This is a genomic window from Streptomyces sp. NRRL WC-3605, assembly GCF_001509795.1.
In the GTDB taxonomy this organism is placed as follows: Bacteria; Actinomycetota; Actinomycetes; order Streptomycetales; family Streptomycetaceae; genus Streptomyces; species Streptomyces viridochromogenes.
The window spans coordinates 21,453-44,870 of record NZ_LLZN01000068.1 but is presented as its reverse complement, the minus strand read 5'-3'; the positions used below and the strand labels follow the sequence as shown (position 1 = coordinate 44,870).

Sequence of the window (23,418 nt, the reverse complement as noted above, 5' to 3'; positions counted from 1 at the left end):
CCCCGCGCCCCTTTGGGGGTGCGCTGTCGTCGGCCGGGTGCGGGTTCGTCGTGGCCGGTCGCGCGGTTCCCCGCGCCCCTTCCTGGGGCGCGGGGTCAGTTCGTTCCGATTCTCGACAGCAGGTCCACGATGCGGGTCTGGACCTCGGGGCTCGTGGAACGCTCCGCCAGGAACAGGACCGTCTCGCCCGAGGCCAGGCTCGGCAGGTCCGCCTGGTCGACGGCGGCCGTGTAGACGACCAGCGGTGTGCGGTTGAGCTGCCCGTTGGCACGCAGCCAGTCCACGATCCCGGCCCGGCGCCGGTGCACCTGCAGCAGGTCCATCACGACCAGGTTCGGCCGGAAGTCCCCGGCCAGCGCCACCGCGTCGGCGTCGCTCGCGGCACGGGCGACCTGCATGCCCCGCCGCTCCAGCGTCGCCGTCAGCGCCAGCGCGATCTCAGCGTGCTCCTCGATCAGCAGCACCCGCGGCGGATGCTGCTCGCTGTCCCGGGGCGCCAGCGCCTTGAGCAGGACGGCGGGGTCGGCGCCGTACGCGGCCTCCCGCGACGCCTGCCCGAGTCCCGCCGTCACCATCACCGGCACGGACGCGGCGACCGCCGCCTGCCGCAGCGACTGGAGCGCGGTCCGGGTGATCGGGCCGGTCAGCGGGTCGACGAACAGCGCGGCGGGGAACGCGGCGATCTGCGCGTCCACCTCCTCGCGGGAGTGCACCACCACCGGCCGGTAGCCGCGGTCGCTCAGCGCCTGCTGGGTCGTCACGTCCGGCGCGGGCCACACCAGCAGCCGCCGCGGGTTGTCCAGCGGCTCCGGGGGCAGCTCGTCGTCCATGGGCTGCGGGCGCGGGGGATCGGCGACCTCGACGGCGCCGCCCGGCCCGTCCAGCGGTTCGGGTCCTTCGGCGGCGTTCTCGTCCGGGGCGCCTATGGCGTACGACCGGCCGGCCGCCTCCGCCACCGGCGCGAGCCGGGTCTGTCCGGCGCCCGACGGCGGGGAGGACTGCGGCTGGGGCGCGGCGGGCGCCGCCTGCTCGACGGCCGGCGGATGCGGACGCGCGGGCTGCTCGGCGGCCGCACCGGCCCGCGCGGCGGGATCGGGCGGCGTGCCCAGCTTGCGGCGCCGTCCGCCGTTCGTCTGGTGCGGCGGGGGTGTGGCCGGCACGGGCTGCTGGACCTGCGCCGCCTGCCGGGTGAAGGGCACGCCCTGCCCCAGCGTGCGCACGCTGATCGCGCGCCCCTGGGTCGAGTTGGGGTCGACGGGGGCGCCGGGCGCCTCGGCGGGCAAGGGCTGCGCGGCCCGCTGCGGCCGCCCGGCCGCGGCCTCCGGCGGCATCGGCGTCCCGGGCGCGGGGGTGCCCTGCGGCACCTGCGGCCGCGCCGGCTGCGGAACGGCCTGCGGCGGTACGGCGCCACCCCCGGCGGTGCCGTCGGCGGCGGGCCACTGCTGCGGAACCTGCGCGGCGGCACCGTGCGCCGGGACGCCCTGCGCGGGGGTGCCGTGTGCCGGGGCGCCCTGCGCGGGGGTGCCGTGTGCCGGGGTGCCCTGACCCGACGGCGCCTCGGCCGGGAGCGGGCCCCCGGGAGCGGCGGCGGGGGGCACGGGCTGGGCCGGAGCCGCCTGGGCGGCCGGGGCGGTGACGGGAGCGGGAGCGGCGGCCGGGACGGGCTGTGCCTGCGGCACGCCCTGCTGCGCCGGAACGGGAGCGGCCACCGGCACGTCCGGTGCGGCCTCCTCCGGCGGGCGGGCCACGGCGCGCCGGCGCCGTCCGGTCGGCGCGGTCGTGGGGTGCGGCTGCGGCGGGGTGTGGTCCTCGGCCGGATCGTGCGCGACGGCGTGCCCCTCGTCCGGGGTGGCCTCCGGCACGGCGGCCTGCGCTACGGCGGCCGGCTCCGCACCGGTGCCGGGCGCGCGGTCCGCGTCGGCCGGAGGCAGCGCGAACACCTGGCGGGGCCCGGCCTCCTGGGCCTGCGCGGCGGCGGCCCGTTCGGCCGCGGCGGCCAGCGCACGGCGGCGCCGCCCGGTCGGCTGGGGGGCGTCACCCGGCGCGGCGGCGTCCGGCGCCGCGGGCTGCTGGGCCTGAGCGGCGTCACCGGCCGCCGGAAGCGCGGGTGCGGGCGCGGGCGCCAGCGCCTGCTGCTGCCCGCCGTCGCGCCGGGCACGGCGTCCGCCGGACGAGGGCACGCCCTGCGGCGGCACGGTCCCGCCCAGGTTGTTCCCGGCGGCGGCGGTGCCCGCGGACTGCTCGCCGGCCATGACGACGGCACCCTCGGACACGGCGTCCGTACCGGCCTCGGCCGGGCGTCCACGGCGCCGTCCGGTGCCGCCGGAGACCTCGGGCGCGTTCTCCGTGGCGGCGGCCTGGGGGAGCGCGGGCGCGGCGGCCCGCCTCCGGCGCCGTCCGGTCGGCGCGGCACCCTCCGCACCGGCCTCGGCCTCGGCCTCGGGGGCGTCGCTCTCCAGGAACGCGTCGACGGAGGACCGCCGGGCCCGCCGCCGGCCGCCGCCACCGGTCTGCCCGGCGTCGTCGGAGCCGGCCGGTTCCTCGGCGGGCGCCTCCGCGGGAGCGGCGGGAACGGCTCCCGCACCGCCCCCGATGGGCACTTCGAGGACGAACGCGCTGCCGCTCATCCCCGGCACCTCGTGCGTCTGCAGGACACCGCCGTGCGCGCGGACGATCCCGCGCACGATCGGCTCGTGCACCGGGTCTCCCCCGGCGTACGGCCCGCGCACCTCGATGCGGACGACCTCGCCGCGCTGCGCCGCCGCGACGACGACCGTGTTGTCCAGGTAACCGCCCGCCGACACCGGTGAGTTGCCGGTGGCGTCCACCCCGGCGACGTCCGCGACGAGATGCGCGAGCGCGGTCGCCAGGCGCTGCGGGTCCACCTCGGCCTCGATGGGCGGCGCGTGCACGGCGAACTGCACACGGCCCGGCCCGATCAGCTCGACGGCCCCGTCGACGCCCGCCGCGACGACCGCGTCGAGCATCACCTTCGTCCGCTGGATCCCGTCGGCCCCGGCGTCGAGACGCTGGTAGCCGAGGACGTTGTCGATCAGGGTCGTGATCCGTGAGTAGCCCGCCGACAGGTGGTGCAGCACCTGGTTGGCCTCGGGCCACAACTGCCCCGCGTCGTCGGCCGCCAGGGCCGCCAGCTCGCGGCGCAGCTCGTCCAGCGGGCCGCGCAGGGAACCCCCGAGCAGCGTCAGCAGCTGCTCGTGCCGCATGGCCAGCGCCTCGAGCCGGTCCTTCTCGCGCTCACCGAGGGCGGCGTACCGCTCCTCACCGGCGGCGAGTTCCTCCGCGTGCCGCTCCTCGAGCTCCTCGATCTCGGCGACGTGCTTCTGGCGCAGCGCGGTCAGCTCGGAGGCGTGCTCCTCGGTGAGGCGCTCCAGCTCCTCCTCGTGCTGCCGCTGCGCGGCCTCCTTCTCCTCGGCGAGGGCGTCGTAGGACCGCCGGTCGGTGAAGGTCATCACGGCGCCGACGAGCTGGTCGCCGTCGCGTACGGGTGCCGTCGTCAGGTCGACGGACACCTGGTCGCCGCTCTTGGACCACAGCACCTGCCCGCGCACCCGGTGCTTGCGCCCGGAGCGCAGGGTGTCGGCGAGCGGGGACTCCTGGTACGGGAAGGGGGAGCCGTCGGCGCGGGAGTGCGCCACCAGCGTGTGCAGCTCGCGGCCGCCGAGGTCGCTGGCCCGGTATCCGAGGATCTGCGCGGCGGCCGGGTTGACGAGGACGATCCGCCCGTCGGTGTCGGTGCCGACGACGCCCTCGGAGGCGGCCCGCAGGATCATCTCCGTCTGCCGCTGCGAACGCGCCAGCTCGGCCTCGGTGTCGACGGTGCCGGTCAGGTCCCGGACGACGAGCATGAGCAGCTCGTCGCCGCTGTAGCCATACCCGTCGTAGGCCTGCTGGCCGTTCTCCAGATTCGCGGACGTGACCTCGACCGGGAACTCGGTGCCGTCGGTGCGGCGGGCCGTCATCCGGGTCGGCTTGGTCCGGCCCTGCGGGTCCATGTGGTCGGGCCGGCGCATCGAGCCGGGGATCAGCTTGGAGTCGAACTGCGGCAGCAGGTCGAGCAGCCCGCGTCCCACCAGCGCGGTGCCCGGCGCCTCGAAGGCCTCCAGGGCGATGGTGTTCGCGTTGACGACGGTCCCATTGGCGTTGACCAGCACCAACGCATCGGGAAGCGCGTCGAGTATGGCTGCGAGGCGAGCAGCGCCTCGGGATGGCCTGCTGCTCACGAGACGCTTCCTCCCTGTTACCGCACCTAGCCGACCGCTCCGGCCATCTTGCCAATCGGTCCGCAGCGTGTCACGCGAGGGAGTCTAAGGGCTGGGGTTGCGCTCGCGACGCCGGATGAGAGCGAGGTCGCACCAGGCGGTGACGTAGAACGTATGACCGCCCGGCCCTCCGCCCCTCCGGCCTGCGCCCCTTGTCCCACGGGGCTTCGCGACACCTTCGCGGGACCTTTACGGACCCGTTGCCTCCGGTGTACGGACCCGGTGCCTGCGGTATGCGGAAGCCGCGCGGGTCGTAGGCCGCTCTACGCTCCCAGCCCCTGCGCCCGGACGTCGGGGAGGAGCGGCACGAACCGGTTCCACCGCGCGATCGCGCAACCGTCGCCCCGGTCGAACCGGGCGTCGACCGGACGCCCGGCCCACCTCCCGGTGACATGCGCGGTGGCCGGTCCGCCGTACTGCATGGTGCACAGGCCGCCGGGCGCGTCGGGGGCGAAGAGGTCCCGGCCCCACCGGGTCCCGCCGTCGAGCGCGGCGCAGGCGCCGGCGGCGTCGGGGTGATCACCGCCGGCCGGGTGGCAGGTCAGCTCGTGGGTGCCGTCGCCGGCACCGGTGCCGCGGACCGTGACGGTGAGGTGATCACCGGAGCGGGCGAGGACCGGGCTCTGCGCCTGTGCTGCGGCGGGCACGACGGTCCCGGAGGCGACGGCGACGAGGGAGCCGGCCGCGAGGAGCAGCCGGGCGGGGACGGAACGGATGACCTGCGACATGCCCTGCCTAACGCCGAGCCCGGCCGGACGTTGCGCGCGCAGCACGCCGGGAAGAGCTTTGCCCTGCGGGCTCTCCGCCTAGTACCGTGGAGGTCGATTGGTGACAGCACGCTCGACTGTGTCATCATCTGCACGCACCGAACGCGCTCGCGCGGGCGGTTGTGCTGGAGGCGTCGCCTAGTCCGGTCTATGGCGCCGCACTGCTAATGCGGTTTGGGCCTTAAAGCCCATCGAGGGTTCAAATCCCTCCGCCTCCGCCCTCCGACAGGGAGCCCGGCTGATCTCAGCCAGGCTCCCTGTCCGCGTTCGGGGCCCCGTGTGTCCGCAGGACCCCCTGCGGCGCGTTTCCGCAGCTCACAAGGGGTGCGGCAAACGGATTTCACATGGCGGCGGCAGTCATGTAATGTTCTTCCTGTCGCCGCGAGCGGGCCGGAAGGGCCGGGAGCGGCGAAAAAACAGAACAAGCACTCGTAGCTTAACGGATAGAGCATCTGACTACGGATCAGAAGGTTGCAGGTTCGAATCCTGCCGAGTGCACATCGGACCAGAGGCCCTGTGGAGAGATCCACAGGGCCTCTGGTCTTTTCGCGTAGCTGAGTACGCGTGTCTGAGTAGGTGTACTCATGCGCCGGTCCGGCGGGGGCGAGCAAGGTCGGGGGTATGGATCTGCCCTCCGCGCCGCCCGCCTTCGATGCCACCCGAGGTCCTGGGCCGCGGCGTCGTGCGGATCGGGGTGCCGATGTCGGGGCCGGGTGTGGGCTTGTGCTGTTGGAGCTGGTCAGCCTTGTGGTGATCTTCGGGCTCTGGTTCCTGTCCGGGTTCCATCTCGATCCGGCGGACAGCGCCTCGACCGATCCGCTGTGGACCTACCTGGCCGGTGCCGGGGCGGTCGGGGTCCTCGCCGTGGTGGCGGCCGCCGTGGCCGCGCGGGCGGGGGCCGTCGTGACCGTTGTCAGCCAGGCGGTCATGGCCCTCCTGATCTGCCTCGTCGTCTTCGGCGGTGTCGCCGTCCAGTCCCACCAGGATCAGCGATGCCGTGACGTGCCGTCAGCGACGGGGTGCGGGGACGCCGGCTAGGCCGCCTTATGCGTTGCACGGGGCTTGTGCGACGTGTTTGGGTCGGGGGATGAAGTGTCTGTTGACGGCCGCCGGCCTGCGGAACGAGACGTTGCGGGACGCCCTGCGGGACATGCTCGGCAAGCCGTTCGGGGAGGCGAACGTCGTGTACGTCCCCACGGCGTCGACCGCCGAGGCGGGGGACCACGGATGGCTCCTCGCCGACATGAACCGGGTGCACGCCCTCGGCTGGCGGGAGTTCGACGTCCTGGAGCTGAACGGGCTGCCACCGGAGACGGTGCTCGACCGGGTGCGCCGCGCCGACGTCGTGTACGTCAGCGGCGGCAACCAGTACCACCTCGCGCGCAGCATCACCCGCAACGGGCTGGCCGGCGGCTTCCTGGAGGCGCTGGAGAGCCGGGTGTACGTGGGGTTCAGCGCCGGGTCGATGCTCTTCAGCCGGTATCTCGACGCGCACTCGGCCGACGTCATCGGGGACAGTCGGGACCTGCACGCGCTCGGGGCGACCACCCTGGAGCCGCCGTTCGGGCTCTTCGACTGGTACCTCAAGCCGCACCTGTACTCGCCGGACTTCCCCGAGCGGGACGACGCCTGGGCCGACCGCATCGCCGAGCGGGCGGACTTCCCCGTCTACTTCATCGACGACGAGACGGCCGTACGGGTCAGGGACGGTGAGGTGGACGTCGTCACCGAGGGGCGGTGGCGTCTTCATCGGTGACGCCGGTTGCCTGTGCGGCACGGGGGTCAGGCCCGTGCCGCACAAGCGGTTCAGTGGCCGGTGTCCGCCAACTCGGACCGGGGGGAGGGGGTGGACGCCGTACGCAGGACCCCGGCGCCCACCGCCGTCGTCACGCACAGCAAGGTCAGCAGGACGAAGGCGTGGTTCAGGGCGACGACGTGGGTCAGCCAGCCGATGACGGCGGGCCCGGCGAGCATGCCGACGTAGCCGAGCCCGGCGACACGGGAGACGTTCGCGCCGGCCGCCGCGGGGTCGGCGTGCCCGGCCGCGCTGAACAGCTGCGGGACACAGCCGGACAGGCCCAGGCCGAACAGGGCCCAGCCCGCGAACGCCGTCCACAGCCACGGACCGAAGGCCACGAGCGTGATGCCGACGCCGGCCATGGCCGCGCCGTACCGCAGGATCGCCATGGAGCCGAAGCGGGCGGCGAGCCGGTCGGCCAGCAGACGGCCGATGGTCATGGCCGCCGCGAACGTGCCGTAGCCGAAGGCGGCCGTACTGGTGGACGCCCCGAGGACGTCCTTCAGGTGCAGGGCGCTCCAGTCGTTGGCGGCGCCCTCGCACAGCATGACCATGAGCGCCAGGACGGCGAGGAGCCAGACGCGCCCGGCGGTGGCGCGTCGTGCGGAGGCCGGTGACGTCTTCTCGCCAACCGTCTCCCCGCCACCCGTCTCCCCGGCAACCGTCTCCCCGGCAACCGTCTCCCCGGCGGCGGGGGTGGCCGGCATCAGGACGCGCGCGGACGCCAACGCGATCACGATGCTCACCGCGCCGACCCCGGCCAGGGTCACGACCGGCTCGGCACCGGCGGCGGTCGCCCCCGCCGCCACGAGCGCGGCGAGCACCCCGCCGACGGAGAACGTGGCGTGGAAGCCCGACATCACCGGGCGGCCGTACGCCTTCTCCACGTGCACGGCGTGGGCGTTCATGCTCACGTCCAGGCCGCCGTTGCAGAAGCCGAAGACCAGCAGGGCGCCCGCCAGCGTCCACGGATCGTGAGCGAGGCCCGGCAGTACGAGGGCCGCGCCGCACAGCACGCCGGTGGCGGGGACGACGACGCGTGCGCCGAGGCGGTCGGTCAGCGGGCCGGCCACCTGCATCCCGGCGAAGGCGCCGAGGCCGAGCAGCACCAGCAGCCCGCCCAGCGTCGCGTGGCTGACGCCCACCCGCTCCTCGACGGCCGGGATGTGCACCACCCAGGCGCCCATCAGCGTGCCGCAGAGGACGAAGTAGACATAGGTCGCCACACGGGCGCCGAAGAGCGAGCGTTCCATGGCTCGCCACCGTAACGAACAAAGTGTGTGTTTGAAAGGGCTCCTAACGAACGCCTTGCGTGTGCGTTTTCGCGTGGTGTTCAATCCCCGTATGAGCAACGCAGACCGGCACGGGCTGATCGCGAAGGCCGTCAGGGACTCCGGCGGTGCCACGGTCCAGGAGCTCGCCGAGCTGACCGGCGCCTCGGAGATGACCATCCGGCGCGACCTCGACACCCTGGCCACGCAGGGCGTCCTCGAACGGGTCCGCGGAGGCGCCCGCACCCTGCTGCTCCGGGGCGAGGAGCCGCCGTTCGCGCTGCGCGCCCACGAGGCGGTCGAGGCCAAGCGCCGGATCGCCGCCGAGGTCTCCTCCCTCGTCGCCGACGGGGAGAGCGTCGTGCTGGACAGCGGCACCACCTGCCTGGAGGTCGCCCGGCTCCTGCGCGAGCGGCCCGTCACCGTGATGCCGTTGTCCCTCCAGGCCGTCCACCTGTTCGGTGAGGCGCCCGGACCGGCCACGCTGGTGGTGCCCGGCGGCCAGCCCCGCGCCGCCGAGGGAGCCCTCACCGGCCCCCTGACCCTCGCGTCCCTCGCCGCCCTGCGCTTCGACACGGCCGTCATCGGCTGCTGCGGCCTGAGCGCGGCCGACGGCCTGACCGCCTACGACCTCGACGACGCCGCGGTGAAGAAGGCGGCCATCGCCTCCGCCCGCCGTGTCGTCGTCGCCTCGGACGGCGGCAAGCTCGGCCGCACCGCCTACGCGTACGTCGGCCCCTCCGCCGGTCTGCACACGCTCGTGACCGACGGCACCGCACCCGCCGGCGAGGTGGCCGCGATCGAGAGCGCCGGCACGGTCGTCAAGACCGTCTGACCGGGCCGGGGCGGGCGGCGCGCGGCGGCCTCCGGTCCGTCAGGCGTACTTCCAGCGCCATGCGTTCGCGCTGTACACGCATCTGATCCGGGCGCCGCTCGCCGTCGTCGTGGTGGCGCCGTGGTGGCTGTTGCGGCAGAACTGGCCCGCCGAGTAGCAGTTGCCCGAGTTGGAGACGATCGAGCAGGTGCCGGTGCTGTCCCCGCCGCCGCTGCTCCCCCCGCTGCCGCTGTCGGTGCCGGCCGCCGCCACGGTGGCCGTCCTCGTGACCGTGACCGTGGGGCCGGGCTTGGCCTTGGCCTTGACCGTCTCGGTGACCGTCGGGCCGGGCTCGGGCGTGGTCGTCACGGTCGCCGTGACGGTCGGACCCGCCTTCAGTTTCGTCTGGACGGGCTGCTGTTCGTCGCCGTTGCCCGGGGCGGCGATCAGGAGGCCCGCCAGGAACAGGCCCGAGCCGCCGAGCCAGACGCGCTTGCGCCGGCGCAGCGGGCGGGTGTCCGGCGGGCGCGGTGCCGGTGGCGGCGGTGTGGTGTACGGGTTGGCCATCTCGTCCCCCCAGAGCGATACGGATGGGGCGACGGTAAGGCTCCGCGAGCCAGGATGTGAAGAGGATGTGAAGGGCGTGACTGTCTTGTGACGGGCTAGCTCAGGCCCGTCAGGTCCGGTCCCGCTCCCGGAGTTCGTCGATGTACGTCTGCGCGAGCCCGGTGGCGCGGGTGAACCAGTCCGTGAGGACGGCGATCTCGTCCGCCGAGTAGGAGGCGAACAGCTCGATGAGGCGGACGTAGTAGGGGCCGTAGAGCTCCTCGACCCGGGTCAGCGCGTCGGGGACGGCGGCCACCCGGACGCGGCGCCGGTCGCCCGGGTCCGGCCGGCGGGTGACGAAGCCGGCGCGCTCCAGGCGGTTGAGAATGCCGGTCATCGCGCCGGTCGTGACGTGCACCTGCTCCGCGAGGGTCCCGGCGCCGAGCAGGTCGTCGCCGGCCTTCACGACGAAGCCGAAGCAGAGCAGGTCGGTGATGTTCAGGCCGAGCCGCTGGGCCATCTCCTGCTGCCCGAGCAGATGGGCGGCGATGAGCGAGTCCATCGCCTCCAAGGCCTGGGCGGGGCTGGCGGTGGGGCGTGGCGTGGCTGGCATCTTCCCTTTTACCTTAGCGCGTGAGAGATTTAGCTACTGAAAGTCTTGCGTCGTAAGGGATTCGGGGTCCCTTCGACGTGCCGGGTTCCGCTGCCCTCGAACGGAGTGGGAGTGGAGGAAGAGCGGGAGGAGCGGGCGGCATGAGCCAGTATGACGAGGGGCACACGCTTGCCGGGTGGATCGGGGTCGCCGTCGCGACCGTCGGATGTTCGGTGCTGGGCGCGGGGATCTGCGTCCACTCGGCCGCGCTGATCGTGGCCGGGCTCGCCGTCACGGTGGCGAGCGTCCTCGTGACCTGGACCCTCCATCTGACCGGTTGGGGCAAGCCGTCGGGGATCCGGCCACGCGACCAGTGGGGGATGCGCGTGCGGGACCTGAGCGCGCTCGAAGGGCACCCCGACTGCTGGGGATGCCGGCTGGCCGGGCGCGGAAGCGGGCGCGGACGAGGACGGCGTACGGCCGAGTCGGAGGCGCCGGTGGGCCAGGCGGCGGCGCCGGTGGGCGGGGCGGCCGGGGCGGCCGGGGAACGGGAGCCCGTCGCCGTCGGGGCCGAGCGGTAGGCCGAGCGGTGGCAGCCGAGGGGCCCCTCGCCCTCGGCCGCGTTGTCAGTGCCGCCCCCTACCCTCGACGGTGATGGCACAGGCATGGAGATGCTCGGGTCTGCGCTGGTCGGCGGACGGGCCCGAGCTGGTCTGGGACGGCGGGCGGCGGTCGGCGCTGACCTGGGGGAAACGGGTGGCCTTCGCGGTCGCGGAAGGGGGAGTGCGGACATGCGTGGGAGCCCGGCGGCATCCCTGTCCGACGCGCGCGGCCGTCCCCGGGCGGGGCACGGGGGCGCGGTGCGAGGAGTGCGCGCGGCTGGACCGGGCGCACTCGGTGGCCGCGGACACGCTGGCCGACGACCCGCGGCCGTACCACGTATATCTGGCGTGGTTCGGGCCCGGCATGACCAAGGTCGGCATCACCGCCGTCGAGCGGGGTCCGGCGCGGCTGCTGGAGCAGGGGGCGGTCTGCTTCGGCTGGCTGGGCGCGGGCCCGTTGATGGCGGCCCGGCGCACGGAGGAGTTGCTGCGGGCGGCCCTGGGTGTGCCGGACCGCATCCCGTACGCCGCCAAGCGGGCCGTGCGCTCCGCGCTGCCCCCGTCGGCGGCCGAGCGGGCGGCCGAAGTGGCGGAGCTGCACGCCCGGGCCGTGGCGCTCGACGGCTGGCCCGAGTCGCTGACCCCCGAGTCGTGCCGGCCCGTCGACCACGCGGAGGTGTTCGGGCTCGCCGGGCTGCCGCCCGCGGCCGGCGCGGTGGGTGAACTCGTCGCGGGCGGGGCGGTGAGCGGGGAGCTGATGGCGGCCGCGGGTCCGGACCTGCATCTGCGGACGGACCGCGGGGTGGTGGTCGTCGACACACGGCTGATGACGGGGTGGGAACTGGTGGCCGCGGGCGCGGACGCCGGACTGACCGTCCCGGTGGTGGAGTTCGGGGAGAGTGAGGGGAGCGTGCAGGACGGACTGTTCTGACGAACCGACGAACGCCGAACAACGAGGTGGCGAACCGGCGCCCTGACGAACTGGCGCCCCGGCGCACTGACGAATTGACGAACCGGCGATCTCGCAGGCCGCACCCAGGTGCCGCCTGAGAGGAACCCGTGCGTTTCTCAGATGATTCACAGGTTGGGGAAAGGGTCTTCTCAGGGGCCGTGGACAGGGTGTGCCCCATGACCACGACCTCGCCCCAGGGGCGTACCGAAGTGCTGAGGGCGGACGGGAGCCCCGTCCGCGTGCTGGTGGTGGACGACGAGCAGTCGATCACCGAACTGCTGTCGATGGCCCTGCGCTACGAGGGCTGGCGGATCCGCAGTGCCGGGGACGGCGCGGACGCGCTGCGGGCCGCGCGGGAGTTCCGGCCCGACGCCGTCGTCCTCGACATGATGCTGCCGGACATGGACGGGCTGACCGTCCTCGGGCGGCTGCGCCGGGAACTGCCGGACGTGCCGGTGCTCTTCCTGACCGCGAAGGACGTCGTCGAGGACCGGATCGCCGGGCTCACGGCGGGCGGGGACGACTACGTCACCAAGCCGTTCGGCCTGGAGGAGGTCGTCGCGCGGCTGCGGGGGCTCATCCGCCGCTCCGGCGCGGCCGACCGGCGGGCCGAGTCGGTGCTGGTCGTCGGTGACCTCACCCTGGACGAGGACAGCCACGAGGTCACGCGGGCTGGGGACGACATCCACCTCACCGCGACCGAGTTCGAGCTGCTGCGCTTCCTGATGCGCAACCCGCGGCGCGTGCTCAGCAAGGCGCAGATCCTCGATCGCGTGTGGTCGTACGACTTCGGCGGCCAGGCCAACGTCGTCGAGCTGTACATCTCCTACCTGCGCCGGAAGATCGACGCCGGACGGGAGCCGATGATCCACACGCGACGCGGCGCCGGGTACCTGATCAAGTCGGCCGTGTCGTGACAGGGCGGCGAGGGCGTGGACGCGGCGGGCGGGCCGGCCGCGCACGCCGCGGTCCCGGGACGGCGTCGCTCAGTCACGGCCGCCTTCAACCGGGGGCCGAGCCCGCGAGCGCAAGCTGAGGGGGGCGGCGCCGCTATTCCGTTGTACGGTGTACAGGGACTGTTCTACGGTGTAGAACATGACGACGTCCCCCCAGGAACAGGCCGCGGCCCGGCCGCAGTCGCCGCAGGCACCAGGCGGTCACCCCCAGCGCTGGCTGATCCTCGGCGTCCTCTGTCTCGCCGTGCTCACCGTCGTGCTGGACAACACCGTCCTCAACGTGGCCATCCCGTCCCTCACCCGTGAACTGGACGCGTCCACCTCGGACATCCAGTGGATGATCAACGCCTACTCGCTCGTCCAGTCGGGGCTGCTGCTCACGGCCGGCAGCGCGGCCGACCGCTACGGCCGCAAGAAGATGCTGGCCGTGGGCCTGGCCCTGTTCGGCACCGGTTCGCTGGTGGCCGGACTGGCCGGATCCACGGGCCAGTTGATCGCGGCCCGGGCCGGCATGGGGATCGGCGGCGCGCTGCTGATGACGACCGTCCTGGCCGTGGCGATCCAGATCTTCACGCCCGAGGAGCAGCCGAAGGCCATCGGCATCTGGGCGGCGGTGAACTCGCTGGGCTTCGCGGCCGGACCGCTCCTCGGCGGATTCCTGCTCGACCACTTCTGGTGGGGCGCGATCTTCCTGGTCAACCTGCCGGTCGCGGCGCTCGCCCTGGTCGCGGTCGTGACCCTCGTCCCGGAGTCCAAGAACCCGCAGGGGGACCGCCCCGACGTCCTGGGCGCCGTGCTCTCCACGGTCGGCATGGCCGCGCTGGTGTTCGCGATCATCTCCGGCCCCGAGCACGGCTGGACGTCCGGCCGAGTCCTGCTGACGGCGGCCGTGGCCGTCGTGGTGCTGGCCGCCTTCGCCGCCTGGGAGCGCAGAATCCCGTACCCCATGATCGACATGCACTTCTTCCACGACCGAAGGTTCACCGGCGCGGTCTCCGGCGGGGTGCTCATCACCTTCGGCATGGGCGGTTCGCTCTTCCTGCTCACGCAGCACATGCAGTTCGTGCTCGGCTACGAGCCCCTGGAGGCCGGTCTGCGCACGGCACCGCTCGCCCTGATGATCGTGGCGCTCAACTTAACCGGTCTGGCCGCGAAGTGGGCGGCCCGGCTGGGGACGCCGCTCGCCATCGGGCTGGGCATGCTGGTGATGGCGGCCGGCCTGGCGTCCGTGGCCACGGTCGCCCCCGGCGGCTACACCGGGACCCTGCTCGGGCTCGTGCTCATCGGCACCGGCGCCGCGGTGGCGAGCCCCGCGATGTCGCACGCCATCATGAGCGCGATCCCGCCGGAGCGGGCCGGCGTCGGAGGCGGAGTCAACGGCACGGTCGCCGAGTTCGGCACCGGCCTCGGAGTCGCCGTGCTGGGCGCCCTGCTCAACGCCCGGTTCGCGGCGCTGATCCCGATGGCGGCCGCCTCCCTGCCGATGGCGCTGGCCCAGGCGGACGGCGCGGCCGAGCGGGGACGGGTCCTGGACGCCTTCTCGTCCGGGCTGGAGACGAGTCTTCTGGTGGGCGCGGCGGCCGTCCTGCTCGGCGGACTGGTCGCGGGGGCGTTGCTGCGGCGGGCGGAGAGGGCAGACAAGAGCTGAGTGCTGCTCGGGTGGCTCCCCGGGCCCCGGGGGTCACCTGGCATCCTGAGCAGCCGATGACGGAGTCGGAGGAAGGTGCGCCATGCCCAGGGCAGCCCGGCGGTCCCCGCGGACCAGTGTCTGGCTGGAGGACAAGCCCCGCCGTGGCGCCCGTGGCGGCGGGGGCCAGCCCTCCGGCCTCGACCGGGACCGGATCACCGAGGCGACCGTACGGCTGCTGGACGCCGAGGGGCTGGCCAAGTTCTCGATGCGCCGGCTCGCCGCCGAGCTGAACGTCACCGCGATGTCCGTGTACTGGTACGTGGACACCAAGGACGACCTTCTCGAACTCGCCCTGGACGCGGCCTTCGGCGAACTCGACCTTCCGGACGCCGACGCCGCCGAGGACACGGGAACCGGCGGCGGCGAGGGCTGGCGCGACGAGCTGCGCGCGCTGGCCCGCGCCTACCGGGGACTGCTGGTGCGCCACCCGTGGCTGTCCCCGCTGATCGGCACCTACGTCAACATCGGCCCCAACAGCCTCCGGTTCTCCCGGCAGGTGCAGCGCATCGTGCGCCGCACCGGCCTGCCCGCACACGGCCTGGTGGCGGCGATCTCCGCCGTCTTCCAGTTCGTGTACGGCTTCGGCACGATCGAGGGGCACTTCATCGCCCGCAGCGCGGCGTTCGGCATGAGCCCGGACGACTACTTCCGGCACGCGATGAGCTCGGTGACCGGCTCCGCCGAGGCCGCCGACATCGTCCAGGACTCCGCCGAGCTCATGGCGGCCCGCGGCGGCGACACCGTCGAGGAGATGTGGGAGCGGGACTTCGACTTCGCCCTCGACCTGCTCGTGGCCGGTATCGAGGCGATGGTCGACCGGGCCGGCCCGGCACCCTCCTAGGGGGTGTCTTGTCGATCGGGCCGGGTCGGGAGGGAGTCGATGCGGCGCATCGGCGACCGACGACAACGCGGCGAGGCGCGGTGCCAGGCGCCGGGAGCCCGGCCTGATCGGCAAGACACCCCCTAGGGCCGCGTCAGTCGCCCTCGACGAGCCGCGCCGGGAAGCCGCCCGTCGCCACCGGGCCCCACCGCTCGGGCGTGACCCGGATGATCGACTTGCCCTGCTTCACCATCGCCGCCCGGTACTCGTCCCAGTCCGGGTGCTCCCCGGCGATGTTCCGGTAGTACTCGACGAGCGGCTCCACGGAGTCCGGCGTGTCGACGACCTCCGCGGTCCCGTCGATCTGCACCCAGGGCCCGTTCCAGTCGTCGCTGAGCACGACCAGGCTCACCCGCGGGTCCCGCTTGGCGTTGCGCGTCTTGGCCCGTTCCGGGTACGTGGAGACCACGATCCGTCCCGAGTCGTCCACCCCGCACGTCAGCGGACTGGCCTGCGGGCCGCCGTCGGACCGGCGGGTCAGCAGCAGGGCCCGGTGCCGGGGCCGCACGAAATCGAGCAACTCTTCGAGGGAGACGCGGGTGTTGGTCGCGATGTTCGGTGCCATGGGACGAGCCTAGGCGCCCTCCGCCCGGTTCTGCCTGACCCTGCCGGGCTCAGGCTTGCGGGAGTGTCCCGCCCTGCACGGCCTGGATGTCGAGCTCCACCTTCAGCGTCGTGCCGATGGCGGCGATGCCCGCCTGCACGACCTGGTTGTAGTTCATGGCGAAGTCGTCGCGGCGCAGTTCGGCCGTCGCCCGGAACGCGGCGCGGGTGCCGCCCCACGGGTCGGCGCCGGTGCCGAGATAGGCCAGGTCCAGGTCCACGGGACGCACGACCCCGCGCATCTCCAGCTCGCCGTGCACGGTCCAGCGGTCGGTGCCGCCGGCCGCCGTGACGCCCGTCGAGCGGTAGACGATCTCCGGGTGCCGCTCCACGTCCAGGAAGTCCGGCGACCGCAGGTGCCCGTCGCGCATGTCGTTCCCGGTGTCGATCGAGGCGGCCTCGATCACCGCCTCCACCCGGGACTTGGTGACGTCGTCCGGTGCGATCTCGACGGCGCCGGAGAACCGCGCGAACCGGCCGTGCACGCTGGAGATCCCCAGGTGCTGGGCGACCGCGGCGACCGTGGAGTGCGCCGGGTCGACGGTCCACGGTCCGGGCGGCGGCAGTTCCGTGCCGCCCTGGCGGGCCAGCGTGACCGTGCCGACCTCGGCCCGTCCGCTCGCGGTCACCAGCGCGCTCGCGGCGGCCGGCGCGTAGCCGACGGCCGTGACGATGACGGTGTACGCCCCCGGCGGCAGCGGCTCCGCGTCGCGGACCGCGCCCTCCGGGTCGGCCTCCAGCCGCAGCACCTGCGCCCCGGTCATGTCCGTCACCGTGACGACCGCGTGCGGCACGGCCCATCCGTCCCGCGTGCGGACCCTCGCGGTCAGTCCCATCTCACGTACTCCTCGGAAGTCCTTGAAGAGAACCGGCCCGTGGCGGCGGCACGCCTCCGCTCGGAGCGCGCTCGCCACCACGGGCCGGGTCGGGTCACTCGCCGGGGTGGGCGAGTTCGATGTCGTGGCCGTCGGTGCCGCGGCCGGTGACCGTCAGCGCCGTCGCGACCGGCGGGTAGCCCGTCGCGATGACCGTGTACTCGCCGCCGTCCAGGTCGGTGAAGGCGTACGCCCCGTCCGTCCCGGTCGTGGCCGTGCCGACGACGTTGCCGGCCGCGTCGACCAGCGTCACGCGGGCGTCGGCCAGCGGGCCGTGCGGCGCCCGGACGACGCCCTGGACCTGTGCCCCGGCGTCCAGCTCGACCTCGATCCGGGTGACCCCGGTGCCGGCGACCTCGACGGGCAGGGCGCGCGGCCGGTAGCCGTCGGCGTTGACCGCGACGGTCACGGCGCCGGGCACCAGCTCGGCGAAGCTGAACTCGCCCTGCTCACCGGTGGCGGCGGTGGCCAGCAGGTCCCCGCGGACGTCGGTCACGATCACCATGGCGCCGGTGACCGGCTCCGCGCCCTGCGCGGCGCGCACGACACCGCTCAGGCCGCTGGTGCCGCTGAGCAGGATGTCGTAGGCCACCGGCTCGTCGCCGTCGACGACGATCGTGGAGGCCTGCGGCTGGAAACCGTCGGCGGAGGCGATCAGGACGTACGAGCCCGCGCCCGGCGCGTCCACCGCGTAGGCGCCGTCGGCCTGCGCGACCGAGCGGCCCAGCTGCCGTCCGGCCAGGGAGATCAGCGTGACGGCGGCCTGCGGGACCGGCGCGCTCTCGGCGCCCCGGACGAAGCCGCGCACCGGGACCCCGCCGGAGGCGGCGCTCCCGTTCGCCTCGGCGTCGGCCACGGTGGCCACGGCCGCGAGGGCCTGGGCGGTGCCGGGGGCGGTCTCGGCCTGCGCGGTGACCGCGGTGGACGGCTCCGGGGTGGCCTCGCCGGCGACTGCGGCGGCGGCCGGCGTCTCGGCCGGGGCCGGGTTCTCGTCCTCGGCTGCCTGGGCCAGGGCTCCCTTGGTCTTCAGCGGGACCTCCTTGATGAACACGGCGAACACCAGGGCGAGCAGGGCGATCGGCGCCGCGTACAGGAAGACGTCGGCGACACCGTGGCCGTACGCGCTCTCGACGACCGTGCGGACCGGCGCGGGAAGGGAGTCCAGGTCGGGGATCTCACCGTGGCCGGAGGACGAGCCCCGCACCCCGAGCTCGGCCAGGCCGTCCTGGACGTAGTGGGTGATCCGGTGGCTGAGGACCGCGCCGAGCGCCGAGACGCCCATGGCACCGCCGAGGGACCGGAAGAAGTTCACGACGGAACTCGCGGCGCCCAGGTCGCTCGGGTCGACCTGGTTCTGCGTGGCGAGGACCAGGTTCTGCATCATCATGCCGACGCCGAGGCCCAGCAGCGCCATGAAGATCGCGACGTGCCAGTACGCCGTGTCGTAGCGGATGGTGCCGAGCAGGCCGAGGCCCGCCGTGACCAGCACACCACCGCCCAGCAGCCAGGCCTTCCAGCGGCCGGTGCGGGTGATCACCTGGCCGGAGACCGTCGAGGAGACGAACAGGCCGAGGATCATCGGGATGGTCAGGACGCCGGACATGGTCGGCGACTCGCCCCGGGCGAGCTGGAAGTACTGGCTGAAGAAGATCGTGCCCGCGAACATCGCGATGCCGACGAACAGCGAGGCCAGCGACGCGAGGGTGATGGTGCGGTTGCGGAACAGCCGCAGCGGGACGATCGGCTCGCTCGCCCTGGACTCGACGAATACGAAGATCAGCAGCAGCGCGAGCGCGCCACCGGTCATCGCACCGGTCTGCCAGGACATCCAGTCGTACTTGTCACCGGCGAAGGTCACCCAGACGAGCAGCAGGCAGACCGCCGCGGTGATGAAGAAGGCGCCGGCCCAGTCGACCTTGACCTTCCGCTTCACGACGGGCAGGTGCAGGGTGCGCTGCAGCACGATCAGGGCCACGACGGCGAAGGGCACGCCGACGTAGAAGCACCAGCGCCAGCCGAGCCAGTCGGTGTCGGTGATGACGCCGCCGATCAGCGGGCCGCCGACCATCGCGGTGGCGAAGGTCGCGCCGAGGTAGCCGTTGTACCGGCCGCGCTCGCGCGGCGAGATCATCGCCGCGAGGATGATCTGGGCCAGCGAGGACAGGCCGCCCATGCCGATGCCCTGGACCACGCGGAAGGTGATCAGCATGGCCGGGTTCTGCGACAGACCGGCCAGCGCGGAGCCGGCCACGAAGACCACCAGGGCCAGCTGTATCAGCAGCTTCTTGGAGAACAGGTCGGCGAGCTTGCCCCACAGCGGTGTGGACGCGGTCATCGCCAGCAGCGACGCGGTCACCACCCAGGTGTAGGCGCTCTGACCGCCGCCGAGGTCCTTGATGATGTCGGGCAGGGCGTTGGAGACGATCGTCGACGACAGGATCGCGACGAACATGCCGAGCAGCAGCCCGGTCAGGGCCTCCATGATCTGCCGGTGGGACATGGGAGCGCCGGCCGGGGCTCCCGAATGCCTGGCGTGGGCCCGCACACCGGCTGGTGTGGTCGTTGCCATGAACTTCCTTCTCTTACTGGGTGATCGCGGGTGTACGGCAGTCGTCGAAGCTGGCCCGCAGCCGGGCCATGAGCCGGATGAGCGAGGCGATGTCGTCGTCGGACCAGTCGCTCAGGCGCTCCTCGAGCAGCCGTGTGGTCCGGTGGGACATCTCCCGCACCCTCTCCTCGCCGCTCGGGGTGAGGCGCACGATGCGGCTTCGCTTGTCCGCCGGGTCGGGGGAGCGCTCGATCCAGCCGCGCTCGGCCACATGGGCGACATGCCGGCTCGTGACCGACATGTCCACGGCGAGCAGCTCGGCGAGCTTGCTCATGCGCATCTCTCCGTGGCGGACCAGCAACGTGAGGACGGCGGCGGATCCGGAGGGGCAGTCGGACGGCAGGGTGCGTCCCATCTCCCGCTTCACGGCGCCGAAGGCACTGAACTGGCGGACCAGCTCCTCGTACTGTGCCGTTTCGGCCATCACACCTCCCGTGTTTGTTGCTCAGGGCAACTATAGACAGTGCTTGGTTGCTACAGGCAAACAAATCCGGGGATGCCGCCGCAAAAAGTTGGCAAAGGCAAGTATTGCGACCGTAAATGTGCAGGTGGAGTGGGGTGTGTGGACCTGTGTGCGGAGCGGCGTCCCCCACTTGGGCCTCACCGGCTCATTCGCTAGGGTCTCGGGCCATGGCTAACACCCAGGGCCCTCAGGGCAACCACGACCCCGCAGGCAGCACCCAGATGTTCCGCGCCTTCGTCGACGAGGGTCCGCAGGGCGGCGGACGGCAGCAGGCGGCCTCCTCCGGCCCCCGCATCGGCCTGATCGTCGGTGTGATCGCCGCCGTCGTGATCGTCGCCGCGGTCGCCTGGCTCGCGCTGAAGTAATACCGCGGGCCGCGGCGGCGATACGGCCCACCGGCTCACCGCCGACGAGCCGCGCCCGCGGGACGGGGCCGGGTACGCCGGGGGAGCCGGGGTCGCCGAACCCGGTGCGTTCGCGGTGAGGGTCGCCCGGCCGGGGGCCCTCGACGGCACCGGACCGGGACCGTCCGTCGCGCCCGCCTGATCCGCACCCGCGGACGGGGCACGCCCCCGCGTCCGCCTGATCCGTACCCGCGGGCGGGGCGCGCCCCCGCCCCGCCCCTGACCCGCCGCCCGCCCGGCGGAGCCGCCCTCCGCGCCACCCGGCCGCTCGGCCGAGTCGCTCTGCGCGCCGCCCGGCCCCCGGAGGGCAGCGGCACCCGCGTCACCGTGCCGGTCGGGCCGGCCGCCGGGACCTGGGACGGGCCGCCCGCCGGCCCCGTCGCGACGAACTCCTCACCACCGGACCGCCCCCGCACGAGGCCGGGACGGCCCCCAGGACGACGACGGCCGCCGACGCGCCCCACAGGGCGCACCGACGGCCGGGTGTCGAGGTCGTCCACCTCGCGCGGAGCAGCGGGCCGTGATGGCCGGCCCTCCGTCAGGCACGAGGAGTCAGTCGGAGATCAGGCCCTCGCGCAGCTGGGCCAGGGTCCGGGTCAGCAGCCGGGAGACGTGCATCTGGGAGATGCCGACCTCCTCGCCGATCTGCGACTGCGTCATGTTGGCGAAGAAGCGCAGCATGATGATGCGGCGCTCGCGGGGCGGCAGCTTGGCCAGCAGCGGCTTCAGCGACTCCCGGTACTCCACGCCCTCCAGCGCGGTGTCCTCGTAGCCGAGCCGGTCGGCGAGCGAGCCCTCCCCGCCGTCGTCCTCCGGGGCCGGCGAGTCCAGCGAGGAGGCGGTGTAGGCATTGCCCACCGCGAGGCCGTCGACGACGTCCTCCTCGGACACGCCGAGCACGGCGGCGAGTTCGGTGACGGTCGGCGAGCGGTCCAGCTTCTGGGACAGCTCGTCGCTGGCCTTGGTCAGCGCCAGGCGCAGCTCCTGGAGGCGGCGCGGGACGCGCACCGACCAGGACGTGTCACGGAAGAACCGCTTGATCTCGCCGACCACCGTCGGCATCGCGAAGGTCGGGAACTCCACGCCCCGCTCGCAGTCGAAGCGGTCGATCGCCTTGATCAGGCCGATGGTGCCGACCTGGACGATGTCCTCCATCGGCTCGTTGCGCGAGCGGAAGCGGGCCGCCGCGTAGCGCACGAGGGGGAGGTTGAGCTCGATCAGGGTGTCCCGGACGTACGCGCGCTCGGGGCTGTTCTCGTCCAGCGCGGCGAGCCGCAGGAACAGGGAGCGGGACAGGGTGCGGGTGTCGATGTCCGCCGAAGCCGGGACGGCTGTGATGTCGGATGCCGGAAGAGCCGGGGCCGGAACGGCCTCGAGAGCCGAAACGTCGAGCGCGGCGTCGGGCGACTCGCTCTTCATGAGCGTGAGCACCTTCGAGCTGCCCTGGTCTGCGGACATGCCACCCCCTCTGGGTCGCGGGACGGTCGTGGCGAACGCTCCGAACGAGGAACGCCAGCCTTCACCTGAATACCGGAGCCGAAGCCGCGGCAAACGCGCTGGCGAAAGAATGTCACATGTCGGCAACGCGCTGTAGTGACATGTCGACATGTGAGATCCGAATCCGCCCTGCTTACAGGGGGTCTGACGGTGTTTCGGCTCTCAACTGTCGGCATCCGCCCTGGTGAGCGATTCGCTCTCGCAGGTTATGGCTCGCTCATGCTTGCGGTTATGCGTCGATCCGGTTCGCCGAGCGGAGCCGCTGGAAGCTACGGGCCAGTAGCCTCGAGACGTGCATCTGGGAGACCCCGAGTTCCGCACTGATCTGCGACTGGGTGAGATTGCTGTAGTAGCGCAGCAGCAGGATTCTCTGTTCCCGCTCGGGCAGTTGCACGAGGAGGTGGCGGACCAGGTCCCGGTGCTCCACGCCGTCCAGGGCGGGGTCCTCGTAGCCGAGCCGGTCCAGGAGTCCGGGCAGCCCGTCGCCCTCCTGGGCGGCCTCCAGCGAGGTGGCGTGGTACGACCGCCCGGCCTCGATGCAGGACAGGACCTCGTCCTCGGTGATGCGCAGCCGCTCGGCGATCTCGGAGGTGGTGGGGGTGCGCCCGAAGGCGGTCGTGAGGTCCTCGGTGGCGCTGTTCACCTGGACCCACAGCTCGTGCAGCCGGCGCGGCACATGGACCGTGCGCACGTTGTCGCGGAAGTACCGCTTGATCTCGCCGACCACCGTCGGCATCGCGAAGGTCGGGAACTGCACGCCCCGGTCCGGGTCGAAGCGGTCGATGGCGTTGATGAGGCCGATCGTGCCGACCTGGATCACGTCCTCCATCGGCTCGTTGCGGGAGCGGAAACGGGCGGCCGCGTAGCGCACGAGCGGGAGGTTCGCCTCGATGAGCGCCGCGCGCACGCGGTTGTGCTCCGGCGTACCCGGCTGGAGCTCCTTCAGCTCCCCGAAGAGGACCTGGGTGAGGGCCCGGGTGTCGGCGCCACGGCTGCGCGGCGGGGACGCGGGAGTTTCCTCCTGCGTCGGGGCTTGAGGCGCAGTACTGGCCGGCACGGTCAACTCCACCTCGTGATCCATCAACTCATCCGTCAAAAGCGGTCATAGCATCACAAGACAGTTCATTGTGTTCAAGTACCGTCTAATCCCGTGTTGAGGGCCCGTCACCCCTGCGGACACGCGAAAGCCCCCCGCCGGAGGGCGGAGGGCTCGGGTCGGGACGGGGCGCCCGGGGGCGCCGCGCCTCAGAATTCGTAGTCGGCGATCACCCAGCTGCTGAACTCGCGCCACAGGCCGACGCCCGCCTGGTGCTCGGGGTGGTCCACGTAGGTGCGCAGGGCGGCCGGGTCCTCGAAGGCCGAGTTGATGGCGAAGTCGTAGGCGATGGGGCGGTCGCTGAGGTTCCAGCCCAGCTCCCAGTACCGGATCTCGGGGATCTTGCCCTCCAGTGCGCGGAAGGCCTCGACGCCCTCCACCACGCGGGGGTCGTCGCGCTCGACGCCCTCGTCGAGCTTGAACAGGACGAGGTGGCGGATCATGAGTCTCCTCCGTTGGCGATCCAGGTCATGAACTCCCCGACGGCCTGGGCGGCGTCCGAGATGCCCTCGAAGCCGACCTGGACGTAGTCGGCGGCCTTCGCCGGATCGGTGATGATCACATAGAGCGCGAAGACCACGACCAGGTAGACGGCGATCTTCTTGCCATTCACCGCCATCGCGGCCTCCCCTGTGGCTGCTGTGTCTGCCGTGGCTGCTGTGCCCAGTGCGTCGAAAGAGCCCGGAAAGGCCCCGTGTTTCCGGCGGTGAGTGTAGCGGCCACG

Annotated in this window: 22 protein-coding genes and 2 tRNA genes; 11 read left to right on the top strand and 13 right to left on the bottom strand. The window is 73.0% G+C overall.

Annotation, left to right across the window (positions count from 1 at the left end):
* Positions 1 to 95 precede the first annotated feature (95 nt).
* Positions 96 to 4,241 carry a PAS domain-containing protein gene (locus tag ADL34_RS23290; protein WP_079034048.1) on the bottom strand — a complete coding sequence of 1,382 codons (4,146 nt, stop codon included), beginning with the start codon at positions 4,239 to 4,241 and terminating at the stop codon, positions 96 to 98.
* Positions 4,242 to 4,543: 302 nt separating this feature from the next.
* On the bottom strand, positions 4,544 to 5,008 hold the full coding sequence (locus tag ADL34_RS23285) for an SSI family serine proteinase inhibitor (protein ID WP_062665770.1): 465 nt from the start codon (positions 5,006 to 5,008) through the stop codon (positions 4,544 to 4,546).
* Positions 5,009 to 5,174: 166 nt separating this feature from the next.
* On the opposite strand from ADL34_RS23285, the gene ADL34_RS23280 reads away from it, so the two are divergent.
* From ADL34_RS23280 to ADL34_RS23265, 4 genes are all read left to right on the top strand, one after another.
* A tRNA-Ser gene (locus ADL34_RS23280) sits at positions 5,175 to 5,265 on the top strand.
* 207 nt (positions 5,266 to 5,472) lie between these two features.
* A tRNA-Arg gene (locus tag ADL34_RS23275) sits at positions 5,473 to 5,545 on the top strand.
* A 123-nt stretch (positions 5,546 to 5,668) separates the two neighbouring features.
* Positions 5,669 to 6,085, top strand: a complete 417-nt coding sequence (locus ADL34_RS23270) for a DUF6234 family protein (RefSeq protein WP_062665768.1) — start codon at positions 5,669 to 5,671, stop codon at positions 6,083 to 6,085.
* Between the two features lie 49 nt (positions 6,086 to 6,134).
* Positions 6,135 to 6,803, top strand: a complete 669-nt coding sequence (locus tag ADL34_RS23265; RefSeq protein WP_062665766.1) for a Type 1 glutamine amidotransferase-like domain-containing protein — start codon at positions 6,135 to 6,137, stop codon at positions 6,801 to 6,803.
* Positions 6,804 to 6,853: 50 nt separating this feature from the next.
* Here the strand turns inward: ADL34_RS23265 and ADL34_RS23260 are convergent, their stop codons facing one another.
* Complete coding sequence (locus ADL34_RS23260; RefSeq protein WP_062665764.1) at positions 6,854 to 8,098, bottom strand: MFS transporter; 1,245 nt, start codon at positions 8,096 to 8,098, stop codon at positions 6,854 to 6,856.
* 91 nt (positions 8,099 to 8,189) lie between these two features.
* Between ADL34_RS23260 and ADL34_RS23255 the strand changes: the two genes are divergently transcribed.
* Positions 8,190 to 8,951, top strand: a complete 762-nt coding sequence (locus tag ADL34_RS23255) for a DeoR/GlpR family DNA-binding transcription regulator (RefSeq protein ID WP_062665762.1) — start codon at positions 8,190 to 8,192, stop codon at positions 8,949 to 8,951.
* 39 nt (positions 8,952 to 8,990) lie between these two features.
* Here the strand turns inward: ADL34_RS23255 and ADL34_RS23250 are convergent, their stop codons facing one another.
* Positions 8,991 to 9,497, bottom strand: a complete 507-nt coding sequence (locus ADL34_RS23250) for a hypothetical protein (RefSeq protein ID WP_062665760.1) — start codon at positions 9,495 to 9,497, stop codon at positions 8,991 to 8,993.
* 109 nt (positions 9,498 to 9,606) lie between these two features.
* Positions 9,607 to 10,089, bottom strand: coding sequence for a MarR family transcriptional regulator (locus ADL34_RS23245; protein ID WP_062665758.1), 483 nt, complete (start codon positions 10,087 to 10,089; stop codon positions 9,607 to 9,609).
* 140 nt (positions 10,090 to 10,229) lie between these two features.
* Here ADL34_RS23245 and ADL34_RS23240 point away from each other — a divergent pair, with 140 nt between their 5' ends.
* The 5 genes from ADL34_RS23240 to ADL34_RS23220 all read left to right on the top strand — a co-directional run bounded on the left by ADL34_RS23240 (position 10,230) and on the right by ADL34_RS23220 (position 15,109).
* Positions 10,230 to 10,649 carry an HGxxPAAW family protein gene (locus ADL34_RS23240; RefSeq protein ID WP_062665751.1) on the top strand — a complete coding sequence of 140 codons (420 nt, stop codon included), beginning with the start codon at positions 10,230 to 10,232 and terminating at the stop codon, positions 10,647 to 10,649.
* A 73-nt stretch (positions 10,650 to 10,722) separates the two neighbouring features.
* Positions 10,723 to 11,601 (top strand): DUF2797 domain-containing protein, encoded by an 879-nt coding sequence (locus ADL34_RS23235; protein ID WP_062665749.1) that lies wholly within the window; start codon positions 10,723 to 10,725, stop codon positions 11,599 to 11,601.
* Between the two features lie 197 nt (positions 11,602 to 11,798).
* A complete protein-coding gene (locus ADL34_RS23230; RefSeq protein ID WP_062665747.1) occupies positions 11,799 to 12,539 on the top strand; it encodes a response regulator transcription factor in 741 nt (246 codons plus the stop codon).
* 178 nt (positions 12,540 to 12,717) lie between these two features.
* Positions 12,718 to 14,226 (top strand): MFS transporter, encoded by a 1,509-nt coding sequence (locus ADL34_RS23225; protein ID WP_062665745.1) that lies wholly within the window; start codon positions 12,718 to 12,720, stop codon positions 14,224 to 14,226.
* A gap of 82 nt (positions 14,227 to 14,308) precedes the next feature.
* Complete coding sequence (locus tag ADL34_RS23220; protein WP_062739813.1) at positions 14,309 to 15,109, top strand: TetR/AcrR family transcriptional regulator; 801 nt, start codon at positions 14,309 to 14,311, stop codon at positions 15,107 to 15,109.
* 133 nt (positions 15,110 to 15,242) lie between these two features.
* Here ADL34_RS23220 and ADL34_RS23215 read toward each other — a convergent pair whose 3' ends face one another.
* The 4 genes from ADL34_RS23215 to ADL34_RS23200 form a co-directional block, all read right to left on the bottom strand.
* Positions 15,243 to 15,713, bottom strand: a complete 471-nt coding sequence (locus ADL34_RS23215; RefSeq protein WP_062665741.1) for a PPOX class F420-dependent oxidoreductase — start codon at positions 15,711 to 15,713, stop codon at positions 15,243 to 15,245.
* A gap of 49 nt (positions 15,714 to 15,762) precedes the next feature.
* Positions 15,763 to 16,587 carry a YceI family protein gene (locus tag ADL34_RS23210; protein WP_062665740.1) on the bottom strand — a complete coding sequence of 275 codons (825 nt, stop codon included), beginning with the start codon at positions 16,585 to 16,587 and terminating at the stop codon, positions 15,763 to 15,765.
* A gap of 94 nt (positions 16,588 to 16,681) precedes the next feature.
* Positions 16,682 to 19,195, bottom strand: a complete 2,514-nt coding sequence (locus ADL34_RS23205) for an MFS transporter (RefSeq protein ID WP_107115578.1) — start codon at positions 19,193 to 19,195, stop codon at positions 16,682 to 16,684.
* Between the two features lie 13 nt (positions 19,196 to 19,208).
* Entirely contained in the window at positions 19,209 to 19,658 is a 450-nt protein-coding gene (locus tag ADL34_RS23200) for a MarR family winged helix-turn-helix transcriptional regulator (protein ID WP_062665735.1), read from the bottom strand.
* A 206-nt stretch (positions 19,659 to 19,864) separates the two neighbouring features.
* Here ADL34_RS23200 and ADL34_RS34425 point away from each other — a divergent pair, with 206 nt between their 5' ends.
* Positions 19,865 to 20,062: a hypothetical protein gene (locus ADL34_RS34425; RefSeq protein ID WP_063892356.1), complete on the top strand. Its 198-nt coding sequence runs from the start codon at positions 19,865 to 19,867 to the stop codon at positions 20,060 to 20,062.
* A 591-nt stretch (positions 20,063 to 20,653) separates the two neighbouring features.
* Here ADL34_RS34425 and ADL34_RS23195 read toward each other — a convergent pair.
* The 4 genes from ADL34_RS23195 to ADL34_RS23180 form a co-directional block, all read right to left on the bottom strand.
* A complete protein-coding gene (locus tag ADL34_RS23195; protein WP_062665734.1) occupies positions 20,654 to 21,559 on the bottom strand; it encodes an RNA polymerase sigma factor SigF in 906 nt (301 codons plus the stop codon).
* A 268-nt stretch (positions 21,560 to 21,827) separates the two neighbouring features.
* Positions 21,828 to 22,679 carry an RNA polymerase sigma factor SigF gene (locus tag ADL34_RS23190; protein ID WP_179199572.1) on the bottom strand — a complete coding sequence of 284 codons (852 nt, stop codon included), beginning with the start codon at positions 22,677 to 22,679 and terminating at the stop codon, positions 21,828 to 21,830.
* Between the two features lie 164 nt (positions 22,680 to 22,843).
* Positions 22,844 to 23,137, bottom strand: a complete 294-nt coding sequence (locus tag ADL34_RS23185) for a Dabb family protein (RefSeq protein WP_062665732.1) — start codon at positions 23,135 to 23,137, stop codon at positions 22,844 to 22,846.
* Positions 23,134 to 23,313, bottom strand: coding sequence for a hypothetical protein (locus ADL34_RS23180; protein WP_055625257.1), 180 nt, complete (start codon positions 23,311 to 23,313; stop codon positions 23,134 to 23,136). Before ADL34_RS23180 ends, ADL34_RS23185 begins: the two co-directional genes overlap by 4 nt.
* Positions 23,314 to 23,418 lie beyond the last annotated feature (105 nt).